This window comes from Pseudomonadales bacterium, assembly GCA_024234165.1.
Taxonomy (GTDB): domain Bacteria; phylum Pseudomonadota; class Gammaproteobacteria; order Pseudomonadales; family UBA5518; genus UBA5518.
The window spans coordinates 168,311-182,681 of record JACKOP010000003.1; the positions used below are offsets into that span (position 1 = coordinate 168,311).

Annotated in this window: 15 protein-coding genes; 10 read left to right on the top strand and 5 right to left on the bottom strand. The window is 66.4% G+C overall.

Annotation, left to right across the window (positions count from 1 at the left end; translation table 11 throughout):
• The first annotated feature begins 61 nt into the window (after positions 1–61).
• The 5 genes from dprA to H7A12_10125 all read left to right on the top strand — a co-directional run bounded on the left by dprA (position 62) and on the right by H7A12_10125 (position 4,335).
• Positions 62–1,189, top strand: a complete 1,128-nt coding sequence (gene dprA / locus H7A12_10105; protein MCP5321162.1) for a DNA-protecting protein DprA — start codon at positions 62–64, stop codon at positions 1,187–1,189.
• 77 nt (positions 1,190–1,266) lie between these two features.
• Positions 1,267–1,827, top strand: coding sequence for a Sua5/YciO/YrdC/YwlC family protein (locus H7A12_10110; GenBank protein ID MCP5321163.1), 561 nt, complete (start codon positions 1,267–1,269; stop codon positions 1,825–1,827).
• A 27-nt stretch (positions 1,828–1,854) separates the two neighbouring features.
• On the top strand, positions 1,855–2,769 hold the full coding sequence (gene hemF / locus H7A12_10115; protein MCP5321164.1) for an oxygen-dependent coproporphyrinogen oxidase: 915 nt from the start codon (positions 1,855–1,857) through the stop codon (positions 2,767–2,769).
• A 25-nt stretch (positions 2,770–2,794) separates the two neighbouring features.
• Positions 2,795–4,111 (top strand): shikimate dehydrogenase, encoded by a 1,317-nt coding sequence (gene aroE, locus H7A12_10120; GenBank protein ID MCP5321165.1) that lies wholly within the window; start codon positions 2,795–2,797, stop codon positions 4,109–4,111.
• Positions 4,108–4,335: a YheV family putative metal-binding protein gene (locus H7A12_10125; GenBank protein MCP5321166.1), complete on the top strand. Its 228-nt coding sequence runs from the start codon at positions 4,108–4,110 to the stop codon at positions 4,333–4,335. Before aroE ends, H7A12_10125 begins: the two co-directional genes overlap by 4 nt.
• A gap of 110 nt (positions 4,336–4,445) precedes the next feature.
• On the opposite strand, the gene H7A12_10130 is transcribed toward H7A12_10125, so the two are convergent.
• The 3 genes from H7A12_10130 to H7A12_10140 are packed head-to-tail and all read right to left on the bottom strand — an operon-like array spanning position 4,446 to position 6,494.
• Positions 4,446–5,231, bottom strand: a complete 786-nt coding sequence (locus H7A12_10130) for a metal ABC transporter permease (GenBank protein MCP5321167.1) — start codon at positions 5,229–5,231, stop codon at positions 4,446–4,448.
• A complete protein-coding gene (znuC, locus tag H7A12_10135) occupies positions 5,224–5,976 on the bottom strand; it encodes a zinc ABC transporter ATP-binding protein ZnuC (protein ID MCP5321168.1) in 753 nt (250 codons plus the stop codon). Before znuC ends, H7A12_10130 begins: the two co-directional genes overlap by 8 nt.
• Positions 5,973–6,494, bottom strand: coding sequence for a transcriptional repressor (locus tag H7A12_10140; protein MCP5321169.1), 522 nt, complete (start codon positions 6,492–6,494; stop codon positions 5,973–5,975). The genes znuC and H7A12_10140 overlap by 4 nt, the downstream gene beginning before the upstream one ends.
• A 37-nt stretch (positions 6,495–6,531) precedes the next feature.
• Here H7A12_10140 and H7A12_10145 point away from each other — a divergent pair, with 37 nt between their 5' ends.
• Complete coding sequence (locus tag H7A12_10145) at positions 6,532–7,434, top strand: zinc ABC transporter substrate-binding protein (GenBank protein ID MCP5321170.1); 903 nt, start codon at positions 6,532–6,534, stop codon at positions 7,432–7,434.
• Positions 7,435–7,440: 6 nt separating this feature from the next.
• Positions 7,441–10,179, top strand: a complete 2,739-nt coding sequence (gene polA / locus H7A12_10150) for a DNA polymerase I (GenBank protein ID MCP5321171.1) — start codon at positions 7,441–7,443, stop codon at positions 10,177–10,179.
• Between the two features lie 22 nt (positions 10,180–10,201).
• Here polA and H7A12_10155 read toward each other — a convergent pair whose 3' ends face one another.
• Positions 10,202–10,810, bottom strand: a complete 609-nt coding sequence (locus H7A12_10155; GenBank protein ID MCP5321172.1) for a YihA family ribosome biogenesis GTP-binding protein — start codon at positions 10,808–10,810, stop codon at positions 10,202–10,204.
• Positions 10,811–10,963: 153 nt separating this feature from the next.
• On the opposite strand from H7A12_10155, the gene H7A12_10160 reads away from it, so the two are divergent.
• The 3 genes from H7A12_10160 (at position 10,964) to H7A12_10170 (ending at position 12,720) form a co-directional block, all read left to right on the top strand.
• Positions 10,964–11,275, top strand: coding sequence for a cytochrome c5 family protein (locus tag H7A12_10160; protein ID MCP5321173.1), 312 nt, complete (start codon positions 10,964–10,966; stop codon positions 11,273–11,275).
• A gap of 61 nt (positions 11,276–11,336) precedes the next feature.
• Positions 11,337–11,924 carry a cytochrome c4 gene (locus tag H7A12_10165; protein ID MCP5321174.1) on the top strand — a complete coding sequence of 196 codons (588 nt, stop codon included), beginning with the start codon at positions 11,337–11,339 and terminating at the stop codon, positions 11,922–11,924.
• 142 nt (positions 11,925–12,066) lie between these two features.
• Positions 12,067–12,720 carry a thiol:disulfide interchange protein DsbA/DsbL gene (locus H7A12_10170; protein ID MCP5321175.1) on the top strand — a complete coding sequence of 218 codons (654 nt, stop codon included), beginning with the start codon at positions 12,067–12,069 and terminating at the stop codon, positions 12,718–12,720.
• A gap of 298 nt (positions 12,721–13,018) precedes the next feature.
• Here H7A12_10170 and H7A12_10175 read toward each other — a convergent pair whose 3' ends face one another.
• Positions 13,019–14,311, bottom strand: a complete 1,293-nt coding sequence (locus tag H7A12_10175) for an FAD-binding oxidoreductase (GenBank protein MCP5321176.1) — start codon at positions 14,309–14,311, stop codon at positions 13,019–13,021.
• Positions 14,312–14,371 lie beyond the last annotated feature (60 nt).

Genomic DNA, 14,371 nt, shown 5'->3' on the forward strand with positions numbered 1-14,371 from the left:
CGCCAGCCCGCAGCGGGTGCCGGCAGGATGCCGGTGCCAACGCGACACGGAGGTCGCATTCATGTCCGACGAGTACGAAACCCGTTGCCTGCTGTCCCTGCTGGCCTTGCCCGGCGTGGGCGAGGCCAGCGTTCTGCGTCTGCAGATCGAGGCAGGATCCGCGGCAGCGGCGCTGCAGATGAGTTCCGAACGATTGCGTGAGCTGGGACTGCGACCCGATGCGGTTGTGGCAGTGACTTCGTTGCGTGGACGACCGGATGTATCCAGCGCGCACGTTTGTGAGTGGCTGCAGCGCCAACAGGTCGCCGCCCTGGGTTTCGCGAGCGATCACTACCCCGCGCTACTGCGCCAGACGGCGTCTCCGCCACCGCTGCTGTTCGTGCGCGGGGCGCTGCAAGCGCTGCAGACACCGCAGGTGGCGATCGTCGGCAGTCGCGGCGCCACCGTTTCGGGGTGTCAGATCGCCCGCGAGATCGCTGCAGGTCTGGCGCATTACGGGCTTACGGTCACCAGCGGACTCGCGCTTGGAATCGACGCTGCCGCGCACCAGGGCGCCGTCGATGCCGGTGCTCGCAGTGTCGCGGTGCTTGGCTGCGGGCCGGACCGCATCTATCCGGCGCGGCATCGGCGTCTGGCGAGTGCGTTGCTGGAACACGGTGGAGCCCTGGTCAGCGAGTTCGTGCCTGGCACACCCCCGGAACCGGGCAACTTTCCGCGTCGCAATCGCATCATCAGTGGGCTGAGCCTCGGTGTGCTGGTGGTCGAGGCGGCCTTGCCGAGCGGCTCGTTGCTGACCGCCCGTTGTGCGCTCGAGCAGGATCGTGACGTGATGGCGGTGCCCGGACCGGTGCGCAGCCGCTACAGTCGGGGTTGCCACGAGCTGCTGCGCAATGGAGCGGCGCTGATCGAAACTGCGGAGGACGTGCTGCAGGCACTCGGTGATCGGTTCCGACCGAACGTACCTGCGCCCGCCACGGCCCCCGCTCCCGAAGCCGATGACGCGCGACCATCGGGGCTCGACCGTGACGAGCAGCGTGCCCTCGAGGTGACCGCCGATGTGGCGACCCCGACCGATCTGATCGTCGCACGCAGCGGTCTTTCCGCACCGGCGTGCACTGCTGCGCTGGTGCGGCTCGAACTGCGCGGGCTGGTCGTGAGTACCGGCGAGGGTTATACCCGCATCCGCTGAGTGCGTGTGGTTGCGCTTGTGGCGCTACCGAGCTTCGGCTAAGTTGCGCTCGCATTTCCCGGAGCGATACGGTGCCCCTGCTGAACCGCCTGCACCTCGAGCGTGCCGTGCGCGTGCTGCGTGGCGGCGGTGTGATCGCCCATGCGACCGAAGGGGTATGGGGGCTGGCCTGCGACCCTGCCGTGCCGCAGGCCGTGACGCGGATCGTGCAGCTCAAGGGCCGGCGCGCCGACAAGGGATTCATCCTCGTTGCGGGCAGCGCGCGCCAGGTGATGCCGTTGCTCGCTCACCTCGATGCCACGCAGCGTGACGCCGTCTTGCGGAGCTGGCCAGGCCCGGTCACGTGGATCGTTCCCGCAGTCCAGGAAGTGCCGCGCTGGATCACTGGCAAACATCGCAGCATCGCGATCAGGGTGAGCGATCACTATCAGGTCGCAGCGCTTTGCGAGCTGTTTGGCGGGCCGCTATTGTCCACATCGGCGAACCTGCACGGGCGCCCGCCCGCGCGTACGGCGCTCGGGGTACGACACTGCTTCCGGGGCGGCATCGATTATGTGCTCCCGGGGGAACTGGGCGGGCGGCGTCGCCCCAGTGCGATCCGGGATGCTGTGAGCGGACGCGTGCTGCGTCCGGGCTGATTTGCTCGACGACGAGGTGTGCCGAAGATGAGCGATGTGGTGGTCGACGTGAACGCAGTGGAGCGCTATCTGCGCACGCTGCAGGATCGACTGTGCGCGGGGCTGGCGGCGCTCGATGGCAGGGCCGGGTTTCGCGAGGACGGCTGGCAGCGTCCGGGTGGTGGTGGCGGGCTCACCCGTGTGCTGGCGGGAGGGCGTGTGTTCGAGCAGGCTGGAGTGAACTTCTCGCGTATCGAGGGAGACGCACTGCCGCCGGCGGCCACCGCGAGACGGCCCGAGCTTGCGGGCTGCGCGTTCACGGCCACCGGTGTTTCGCTGGTCGTGCATCCGCTCAATCCCTACGTGCCGACCTCGCATGCCAACGTGCGCTGCTTTGTTGCCACCCGGCCCGGAGCGCAGCCGGTATGGTGGTTCGGTGGTGGCTACGACCTCACCCCGTATTACGGTTTTCGCGAAGACTGCGAGCACTGGCATCGTTGCGCGCGCCGCGCCTGCGAACCCTTCGGCGCCGAGGTATACCCGCGGTTCAAGCACTGGTGTGACGAGTATTTCCATCTGAAGCATCGTGGCGAGCCGCGCGGCATCGGCGGGCTGTTCTTCGACGACCTCGACGACTGGGGCTTCGCGCGCTGTTTCGAGTTCCTGCGCGCCGTCGGCGACTCCTATCTCGACGCCTATGCGCCGATCGTGCGACGTCGTGAGCCGCTGCCGTGGACCCAGCGCGAGCGCGATTTCCAGCTCTACAGGCGCGGCCGTTACGTGGAATTCAACCTCGTGCACGATCGTGGCACGCTGTTCGGGCTGCAGTCGGGGGGGCGTACCGAGTCGATCCTGATGTCGCTGCCACCGCTGGTGCGCTGGGAGTACGACTGGCACGCCGAGCCGGGCAGCCCGGAGGCAGAACTGCTGACGACCTATCTGAAGCGGCAGGACTGGACATGAAGCGCCAGTGCAGGAGCGACCCACGATGAGCGACCGCTACGTCGTTGTCGGCAACCCGGTTGCACATTCGCGTTCGCCGCTGATCCATACGCGCTTTGCGTTGGCGAACGGGCAGGACATGGAATACCGCCGGCTGCTGGTACCACGGGATGGTTTCGAGCAGGCTGCGACCCGCTTTTTTGCCGATGGCGGCAAGGGCATGAACGTGACCGTACCGTTCAAGCTCGATGCATTCCGGTTTGCACAACGTCCGAGTGCACGTGCCGCGCGCGCGGGCGCGGTCAACACGTTGTGGATCGCCGAAGGTCGTGTCCATGGTGACAACACCGACGGTCCTGGCCTGGTGCGCGATCTGGTCGACAACCACGGCTGGACGCTGCAGGGTGCGCGGCTGCTGCTGCTCGGTGCCGGCGGTGCGGTGCGCGGCGTGCTCGCGCCGTTGCTCGCGTGCGGGCCGGCGGCAGTCACGATCGTCAACCGCAACGCCGAACGTGCGTGCGAGCTTGCCGCCTCGTTTGCCGATGCGGGCAAGGTCACTGGCTGCGGCTACGATGCGCTCGCGCTGGCCGGTTCCGGCAGCTTCGATCTGGTGATCAACGGTACCAGCGCGAGTCTGCAGCAAGAGGTGCCACCGGTCCCGGACGCGGTGCTGGTCGGTGCTGCCTGTTACGACATGGCTTATGCAGACAGGCCCACCGCATTCCTTGCAGCTGCGGCCGCGGCCGGGGCGCGTGCCTGCGCCGACGGTCTGGGGATGCTGGTCGAGCAGGCGGCAGAAGCCTTCCTGTTGTGGCGCGGCATACGTCCCGCCACCGCCAGGCTGATCCGTGATCTGCGCCGTGGTGTGCTGATCCGCGCAGCACACGGCAGCGACGATTCGCGCGCGTTGGCGGGGCTGCTTCATGAGTACCGACAGTGCATCGGTGTAGAGCCCGGTGCACCGGGTGCCGGCGTCGAGCGCCTGCCACCATCCAGCCCAGGCGATTTCGCGGCGCCCGGTGAAATCGCGCTGCTCGCGCTGTGCGGCGAGGAAGCTGCGGGCTGCGTCAGCGTGTTGGCGCTCGGTGAAGGTGCCTGCGAGATGAGGCAGCTCTGGGTGCGCCCTGCGTATCGTGGCGGTGGCACCGGCCGTGCGCTGGCGTCTGCCGCGATCACGGCGGCGCGGGCTGCGGGTTGGCGTACGATGCGCTTCGTCCTGCAGGCGGGCCAGCACGAGGCGGCGACGCTGTTGCCGACGCTGGACTTTCGCCCGCGAGCGTCATATCACGAAGGTGCGCTAGCCCCCCGGCTGCTGTGGGAGCTCGAACTGGGGGTTGCGAGCATGAAGGAGGAATCACGATGAGCCATGTGCGTCGTTTCATCGCCGGTGCGGCATGCCCGTCCTGCGGCGGCATCGACAAGCTGTTCGTCATCGCCAACGACGAGCAGATGATCTGCGAGTGTGTCGCCTGCGGCTTTCGCGACAGTCGTGCGCGTGACGCCGAGCCGGGAACGCCCGAGTATGCGCGTGGCCTCGGGCAGAGTCGCCCCGATGAGCCACAGGTCGTGCGCATCGTCGAACCCTGAAGTGGAAAGCGTACGGTAGATCGCACTCCCGGGGGTGTCGCAAAACATCACGAGGCGCGTTGTCATGTGCCGGTCATGTCAGTGTGCGAGAGGCTCTTGCGACAGACTCTTCAGCGCCAGCGCGCCAGTGCATGCGTGAAGACGAACAGCACGCAGGCAGCGCCCGCGACCGACGGGCCGGCCGGGGTGTCGAACACATACGAGGACCACAGGCCGACACCGACGGCCAGGCTGCCGAGCAGCGCGCCGCCAAGCGCCATCTGCTCGGGTGAGCGTGCGAACGCACGGGCGGCTGCCGCCGGGATGATCATCAGTGCGGTGATCAGCAATGCGCCGATCACCTGCATCGCGACTCCGACCAGGGCGGCGAATGCCAGCATCTGCAACAGACGCAGTCGTTCGACGGCGACGCCCTCGATGCGGGCGAGTTCCTCGTCGACTGCCATCGACAACCAGGCATGCCAGCAGGTCCTCGCCACCAGCGCCGTGCACAGCCCGACCGCGCAGATCACACCGATGTCGGTGTACGAGACCGCGAGCAGGTCGCCGAACAGATAGCTTTCCAGGCTGGCCCGCCGCGGCGAGAGCACCGATACGGCGATGATGCCGAAGGCCAGCGTGCCGTGTGCGATTACGGCCAGCAGCGTGTCGGAGGCGAGCAAGCGGCTGCGCTGCAGGCGTGCGAAACCCAGCGCAACCAGCAGGCACAGGATCAGTGCGCCGACGGTCAGGTCGATACCGAGGAACAGGCCGAGTGCGACGCCGAGCAGGGATCCGTGAGCCAGCGTGTCGCCGAAAAAAGCCATCCGTCGCCACACGAGAAAACTGCCGAGCGCACCGCCCGTCAGTGCGATCGCGATGCCTGCGATCAGTGCACGCAGCAGGAAATCATCCATGCCCGTCGCCCACCACCTGCCCGTGGATGTCGTGCTCGTGGTCGTGATGGTGTGCGTAAAGGGCCAGGCCATCGACTGCACGGCGCCCGAACAGTTGCAGGAACTCCGGGTGTGCGCCGACCACTTCCGGCTTGCCGACACAGCAGACGTGCCGGTTCAGGCACAGCACGGTATCCGTGGCGGCCATCACCAGGTGCAGGTCGTGCGAGATCATCAGCACGGCACAGCCGTGGCGCCTGCGCACCGTATCGATCAGCCGGTACAACTCGGCCTGTCCGCTGACATCCACGCCCTGGGCCGGTTCGTCGAGCACCAGCAGTTGCGGTTTGCGTAACAGGGCGCGCGCCAGCAGCACCCGCTGGAATTCGCCACCCGACACGGCCGCCAGCGGCGCATCGAGCAACCCGCCGATGCCGATCTCGGCAGCCGTCGCGGCGAGTGCGGCAGGGTTGCGTTCGGCGAGGCGCAGGAACCGCCTCACGTCGAGCGGCAGGCTGGGGTCGATCGCGAGCCGTTGTGGCATGTAGCCGATCCGCAGTCCGGGTCGGCGCCATACGCTGCCGCTGCTCGGTGTGATGAGTCCCATCAGCACGCGCAGCAACGAGGTCTTGCCGGCACCGTTCGGCCCGATGATGGTCAGGATCTCGCCCTCGAACAGCGTCAGCGATACGCGGCTCAGGATCGCTTCTCCCCGAACCTGCCAGTCGACCTCGTGCGCTTCCAGGAGGCGTTCTGCACTGTTCATGGTGAAGCGCTGCTGCTGCAGGCAGGACACAGCCCGAGCACTTCCAGCGTCATCGACTCGACGCGAAAGCCGACTCCGCTGGCGTAAACATCCACCACCTGACGGATCGATGGCTGTTCGGTCTCGAGGGTGCGGCCGCAACCACGGCATATGTACAACTCGTGGTCGTGCGGGCCGACCCCGATCTGACAGCCGATGTATGCGTTGAGTGACTCGACCCGATGCACCAGTCCTTGTTCGCACAGGAACTCCAGGGTGCGATACACCGTCGGTGGACCGGGCCGGCGTTTGCCGTCCGTGCCACCGAGCAGGTCGAGCAGCGCGTAGGCACCCACCGGTCGGTGGCTTTGCCAGACCAGACGCAACACCTGCTCGCGCAGGCCCGTGAGTCGCGCGCCACGTTCGCGGCAGGCACTTCGCGCTCGTGCCAACGCATCCTCGATGCAACGGGCATGGTCGTGCACCGCGAACGCGGTAACTGCAGGCGCAGCGTCGGCAGTCGTCAATGACCTGTTCATCGCGTTATATTGTAACTCCATCTTCCGGAGACCGCGCATGCCCCCACGCATCGTCGCGCGAACTGCAGGCTTGCTGCTGCTTCTGCTTGCCTGCGCCGGGCCGGTGCGCGCTGCAAACGCAGAGCGGCCGCTGGTCGTGGGGAGCATTCGCCCGCTGTACCTGATCGTGCTCGCCGTGGCGGGAAATCGCGTCGACGCGCGGCAATTGCTCGACGCAGGCAGCTCGGCACACGATTTCGCGCTGCGCCCCTCGCAGTTGCGGCTGCTCAGCGATGCGCGGCAGGTGTTCTGGATCGATCCGGCACTCGAGCATCCCTTGCAGCCGCTGCTGGCACGGCTGCAAGGGCCGCGGCGCGACACCGCTCTGCTGCCGTTGCTTGGATTGCCCCCGCGAGCCGACGGCGTGGTCGACCCGCATGTCTGGCTGGATCCGCGTCTTGCGCTCGCGCTGGCGACGCATATCGAGCGGGTGCTGCTCGCGCGCGGCCTGATCCAGGAGGGTGAGCTGGACCTTGCCGCGTTCGCCGCGAGCATGCATGAAGCCGAAACGCGCATGGCGGCAGAACTCGCAGGGCTCGAGAAGCGACCGTTCGCGGCGATGCACGACGGCTACGGCTACTTCGTGCGCCGCTTCGCTCTGCGACCGCCGACCGTGCTGGCGCTCGATGCCGAGCAACAGGTCGGTGCGCGCACGCTTTCGCGCATGCGTCGTGAAGTGCGCGATCACGCGGCGCAGTGTCTGCTTGCCGAGCGCTCTGGCGGCAATCGGCGGCTCGCGCAGGCGATCGCCGCGGGAAGCGGGATTCCCGTGGTCGAGCTCGACTCCCTGGCGGCGGACGTGCCACCCGGGCCCGATGCGCTGGCGCGCTTCCTGGTCGACTTCGCACGTGGTGTCGCCGGGTGCCTGCGTGGCGCCGAAGCTGGCAGTGAAGCGAGGTAGTACACGATGGCTGACGCAACACCGACCGTGCAGCCCGCCCTGATTCTCGTCGACGGTTCCTCGTACCTGTACCGCGCGTTTCACGCGTTGCCGCCGCTGATGACCGCAGCCGGTCGGCCCACCGGGGCCGTGCGTGGCGTGGTCGCGATGTTGCGCAAGCTGTGCCGCGAATACCCCGGAGTGCCGGTCGTGGCCGTATTCGACGCCAAGGGGCCGACCTTTCGCGAGCGCATCCATCCCGGCTACAAGGCGAGCCGCCCGCCGATGCCGGACGATCTGCGCGTGCAGGTCGAGCCGCTGCACGCCATCGTGCGTGCGATGGGTCTGCCACTGCTGTGCGTGTCCGATGTGGAGGCCGACGATGTGATCGGCACGCTGGCGACGCAGGCCGCGGCCGGAGGCGTGCGGGTGCTGGTCTCGACCGGAGACAAGGATCTGGCGCAACTGGTCGATGGGCACGTCACGCTGGTCAATACGATGAACGACACCTGGCTCGACGTCGCCGGTGTGCAGCAACGTTTCGGCATCGCTCCCACGCAAGTCGTCGATCTGCTGGCGTTGATGGGGGACAAGATCGACGACATTCCGGGCGTACCCGGTGTTGGCGAGAAGACGGCGCTTGCTCTGTTGCAGGCGCTCGGCAGCATCGACGCGATCTACGCCGATCTCGACGCGGTCGCGGCGCTGCCGTTGCGTGGTGCCAGATCGTTGCGCGAGCGACTGGATGCCGGTCGCGAGCAGGCCATGCTGTCGCGCGAACTGGCGACGATCCGCACCGACGTCGTGCTCGATTACGACTGGCGTACGCTGGTCGACACGCAGCCGGATCGCGAGGCCCTGCTGCACTGGTTTGCCGAGCTCGAATTCCAGACCTGGCGCGAGGAGCTGCTGCGCGAGGACGGTACGGTTGCGGATACCGGGCCATCCGGCGCCACCGACCGCGACTATGAAGCCGTGCTCGATCGCGCGGCGCTCGAGCGCTGGGTCGCGCGCATCGCTGCCAGCGAGTGCTTTGCGATCGACACCGAGACGACCAGCCTCGATTACATGGCGGCGCGTGTGGTCGGTGTCTCGCTCGCGGTCGAGCCAGGCCAGGCTGCCTACATTCCGTTCGGGCACGACTATCTCGGTGCGCCGGAACAGCTCGATGCCGTCGAGGTCTTCGCGGCGTTGCGCCCGCTGCTCGAAACCGAACGACCGCGCAAGATCGGGCAGAACCTGAAATACGACATCAACGTGCTGGCCAACCACGGCATCGCGCTGCGCGGGATCGGCTGGGACACCATGCTCGAGTCCTATGTGCTCGATTCGGTCGCATCGCGCCACGACATGGACACGCTCGCGCAGCGTCATCTGGGCCAGCGCACGATCCGCTACGAGGACGTTGCGGGCAAGGGCGCGAAGCAGATCGGCTTCGAGCAGGTAAAGATCGACGATGCGACGCGCTACGCGGCAGAGGACGCCGATGTCACGCTGCGCCTGCACCGGGTACTGTGGCCGCAGCTCGAACAGCAGGAGCGCCTGCGTGCGGTGTTCGAGGAAATCGAGATGCCACTGGTGCCGGTGCTGTCGCGTCTCGAGCGCCAGGGGGCGCTGATCGATGTGTCGCTGCTCTCTCGCCACAGCCATGAACTTGGCGAGAAGCTGCTCGCGATCGAGGCGCGCGCACACGCGCTGGCGGGCCAGCCGTTCAATCTGGGGTCGCCGAAGCAGTTGCAGGAAATCCTGTTCGACAAGCTCGGCCTGCCGCGCATCGGCAAGACCCCGACCGGCCAGCCGTCGACCGCCGAGCCCGTGCTGCAGGAACTCGCGGAACGCTTCGAGTTGCCGCGTGTGATCCTCGAATACCGCACGCTCGCGAAGCTGAAGTCCACCTACACCGACCGCCTGCCGCAGCAGGTGTCTGCTGCCACCGGGCGTGTGCACACCTCGTACCAGCAGGCGGTTGCCGCAACCGGGCGGCTGTCGTCGACCGACCCCAACCTGCAGAACATTCCGGTGCGCACTGCCGAGGGGCGGCGTATCCGTCAGGCTTTCATCGCGCCGCCCGGCTACCGCCTGCTCGCGGCCGACTACTCGCAGATCGAGTTGCGCATCATGGCGCATCTTTCCGGTGACCATGGTCTCATCGACGCGTTCGAGCACGGTCACGACGTGCACCGCGCGACCGCGGCAGAAGTGTTCGGCCTTGCCATCGACGCGGTCGGCGCCGATCAGCGTCGCAGTGCGAAGGCAATCAACTTCGGGCTGATCTACGGCATGTCGGCGTTCGGTCTGGCGAAGCAGCTCGGGGTCGGGCGCGCCGAGGCGCAGGCGTACATCGATCGCTACTTTGCCCGCTATCCGGGCGTGCACGACTACATGGACCGTACGCGCCGGCAGGCAGCGACGGATGGTTACGTCGAAACCCTGTTCGGGCGGCGGCTGTATCTGCCCGATATCCGTTCGCGCAATCCCGCCAGTCGTCAGGCGGCGGAGCGCACCGCGATCAACGCACCGATGCAGGGCAGCGCAGCCGACATCATCAAGCGCGCGATGATTGCCATCGATGCCTGGTTGCTCGACAGCGGCTTTCCGGCGCGCATGGTGCTGCAGGTGCACGACGAACTGGTGTTCGAGGTACGCGAGGATGCAGTTGCCGGACTCGGTGAGCGGGTGCGCGCGTTGATGTCCGGTGCCGCCACACTGGCGGTGGAGCTGCTCGTCGATATCGGCAGTGGCAGCACCTGGGACGAGGCGCACTGAGCGTTGCGCCCGGCGCGCCTGCTCAGTCGTGCGTGGTGGTCGTGAACCAGGCGTCGAGGCGAGCACGTGCCTCGTCGATCCCGCTGCCGTCGAGCGCTGAAAACAGTTGCACCGTGGTCGCCGGCACGGTGGCCAGCTCCCGGCTCACCGCAAGCAGGGCGGACTTCGCGGCACCGCGCGCGAGCTTGTCGGACTTGGTCAGCAGCACATGCAGAGGGATCGCGAGCGCAGCCGCCCAGCGGATCAGTTGGCGGTCCTGCTCCTTCAGCGGGTGACGCACGTCCATCAGCAGCACGATGCCGGCCAGCGACTGGCGCTCGCGCAGATAGCCCTCGACCAGCCGCCCCCAGGCGCGGCGCAGTTCCTCCGGGATGCGGGCGAACCCGTAGCCCGGCAGGTCGACCAGCCGCCGCTGCTCGTCGAGTGCAAAGAAATTGATCTGCTGCGTCCTGCCCGGCGTCTTGCTGGTGCGTGCGAGCTTTGTCTGCGCACAGATCGTGTTGATCGCGCTCGACTTGCCCGCATTCGAGCGGCCGGCGAACGCGACTTCGGCGCCATGATCCGTGGGGCATTGCGCCAGGCGCGCGGCGCTCAGCATGAAGGTGGCGCGCCGGTAATCGGGTGCGTTCAAGGGTACCGGCAAAAGGCTACTCCTGACGTTTCATGTTCGAAACCTGCTTTGCTATACTGCGCCGGCCTCACGTTCCGGCCAGTCTAGCACGCCCCTTGCGGGTGGCCGGTCCGAAGCAACGGTATCCACAAACCTGTATTGCAGGAGTCGATGATGAACAAGTTCGCGGTTGCTGCTTTTGGCCTGGTCATGGCGTCTTCGTTTGCGTACGCAGACCGTAGCGTCGATGAGCTCTATCCCAAGACCTGCACGATGTGTCACGCACAGGGAATCGCCAATGCACCGAAGACCCACGATGCCGCTGCATGGCAGCCCCGCCTGCAATCTGTAGGTGGCACGGTCGATGGTCTGGTGGAGGTCGCGAAGAAGGGCCTGAACGCGATGCCGCCGAAGGGCATGTGCAACGACTGCACCGACGGTGAGTTCAAGGCGCTGATCGAGTTCATGATGAAGCCGGCGTCCTGAGGCGTGCCGTCGCACCCCCGTTGACAACAAAGGATCCGAGATCGTGATCAAGAGAATCGCAATGGTGGTTGCTGCGTGCACGCTGGCGGGTCATGTACTTGCGGCGGGCGATGCGGAAGCGGGCAAGGCGAAGGCCGTCGCGTGTGGTGCCTGTCACGGTGCCGACGGCAACAGCCTGGTGCCGAACTTTCCGAAGCTCGGCGGGCAGCACGCCAGCTACCTGCTGAAGCAGATGCACGACATCAAGAGCAATGCGCGGCCGGTGCCGGAAATGATCGGCCAGCTCGACGCGATGAGCGATCAGGATATGGAAGACATCGCGGCGTACTATGCGTCGCAGGCGTCGACGCGGGGTGCAGCGAAGGAAGCGTTGGTCGAGCTCGGTGAAAGTATCTATCGGGCAGGTGTACGCGAGAAGGGCATTGCGGCGTGTGCTGCCTGCCATTCTCCGACCGGAGCCGGTAATGGGCCGGCCAGGTATCCGATGCTCAGTGGCCAGCATGCGGACTACATCGCGACCGCGTTGCGCAAGTTCCGCAACGACGAGCGCACCAACGACGGCGACACACGCATCATGCGTGATGTCGCTGCCCGCCTCAGTGACAAGGAGCTCGAGGCGGTTTCCAGCTACGTGTCCGGGCTGCACTGACACTGAAGTACCGTACCGCAAACGGGTAGGAATACCCGTTTGCGGTATTGTCGTGGGCGCATTCTGAAACGATTCTTCGCCTGCAGTGCCCCATTTCGCAGGCGGGTACCGTTGCCGCCACACCGGAGAGGAGACAGGACGCATGAAGCGTTTCTTTGCCGTTCTTGCCCTGCTGTTGTGCATTCCCGCCGCACTTGCCGTAGAAAACCCTGCGCCGCGCTACGTCGAGGGTACGCACTACGTGCGTCTGGCGCAGGCGATGCCGACGGCCGATCCGCAGAAGATCGAAGTCGTCGAGGTGTTCTGGTATGGCTGCATCCATTGCTACCACCTCGAACCGCTGATCGAGACCTGGCGGAAGACGCTTGGTGCCGATGTCGACTTCCACCGCTCGCCGGCAATCTGGAACCAACTGATGGCCGTGCATGCGCAGGCTTTCTATGCGGCGCAAGCGCTCGGCGTGCTGGACCGCATGAGCGGTCCGCTGTTTGCCGCGTTGAACGCGGAGGGATCGGAGCGCAAGCGGCTTGGCAATGTCGATGAGCTTGCCCGCTTCTTTGCCGAACACGGTGTACCGGAAGAGCAGTTCCGCAAGACGTTCAACTCGTTCGGTGTCGAGAGTGCGGTGAAGCAGGCGGATGCGCGGGCACGCGGCTACGGCATCACCGGCACGCCGGAGCTGATCGTCGCCGGCAAGTATCGCGTTTCGGGTCGCACCGCTGGAGCGCCGGCGGAGATGCTGAAGGTCGTCGATTTCCTCGTCGAACAGGAGCGCGCTGCGCGCTCGGTTCGATAAATCGCCATATCGCGTCTATTCTTCTTGCCGTACGGAGCGGCGACCATGAGGTCGTCGCTGAACTTCGGCCCGCACGACACACAGCGGTGTCAGCGGTGGTGTCCTGCCGAGAGGCGGAAGGCGACGATGGCAAAAGTCAAACTCACACGCGAAATGGTCGAGCGTATCGAGAAAGCTCTCGATGAACGCAAATTGGCGGCTGCCTCGGCAACCCCCGACGGCGGCGGTCGCCGGCGTAGCAGACGTGGTGGACGGCGTGCTTCGGATGAGGCAGGCGCAGCGAGCACGGTGGAGTCGGCTACTCCCGGAAGCTGAAGATCTTTCCGGGATTCAGGATGTTGCGTGGATCCAGCGCATGCTTCAGCGTGCGCATCAGTTTGATTTCTGCCGCCGAGCGCGAGTAATGCAGAAAGTCCCGCTTGTCGGTGCCGATGCCGTGTTCGGCTGATACCGAACCGCCGATCGCGGCCAGTCCCGAGTAGACGATCTCCTCGACCTGGTGGCGCAGTTCCGGGTCCTCGCGCCCGATACGTACCGCGACGTGCAGGTTGTTGTCGCCGAGGTGACCGAAAATCACCCAACGCAATTCGCCGAGAAGCGAACGCAGGCGCTCCCCGGTGTGCTCCAGATACGCCTCCATTGCCGTCACCGGCAGGCTGATGTCGAATGCCGCCATCGGCAGCAGTTCGAACAGCCCGCCGATGTTGTCACGAATTGCCCAGAACGCTGCCCGCTCGCGCTCGTTGCGTGCCAGTACAGCGGCATCCACCAGGCCCTGTTCGCTGGCTCGTGCGAGCGTCGTGAGGAAGTGTGCTGCTTCCTTATCCGGTTCGCTGCCGGTCGATTCGATCAGCACATGGAACGCATACTCATCCCCGAGCGGGGGCGGGCCCAGGTGCGGTCCACGGCAGGCGATGCGGTAGAAGCTGTTCCACATCACCTCGAAGGCGCTCATCCGCCCGCCGAGCTCGCGCTCGATGAACGAAAGCAAAGCGATCACCTGCGCCAGCGAGTGGGTGGCCACCAACGCCGTGTTGCATGCCGGCATCTGTGGCCGCAGTCGCAATACGGCGCGTGTGATCACGCCCAGCGTGCCCTCGCTGCCGATGAACAGATGCTTCAGGTCATAGCCGGCATTGTTCTTCAGCACGCCGTTCAGCATCGGCAGCACCGTGCCGTCGGCAAGCACCACCTCCAGGCCGAGCACCTGCTCGCGCATCATGCCGTAGCGGATCACCTGGTTGCCGCCCGCGTTGGTCGCGATGTTGCCACCGATCGTTGCCGACCCTCGTGCTCCCAGATCGAGCGCCATCAGCAGGCCTTCGGCCTCGGCTGCCTCCTGCGCTGCCTGTAACGTTGCGCCCGCCTGAACGCTCATCGTGCGGGCCTGTGCATCGACGCTTTCGATCTGTCGCATGCGCTCCAGCGACAACAGGATTTCGCCCGCCTCTGCCCGCGTGCCGCCGACCACGCCGGTACGCCCGCCTTCGGTCACGACGGGTTGCCCTGCCGCGTGGCAGAGCGCCAGCACGCGAGCGACGGCGGCAGTCGACTCCGGCTTCAGCAGCGCACGTGCCAGGCACGGTGGCATGCCGGGACCGTTGCGCTCGTGCAGCGCTTCACCGCTGAGTACGCCGCCTGGCCCCAGAGT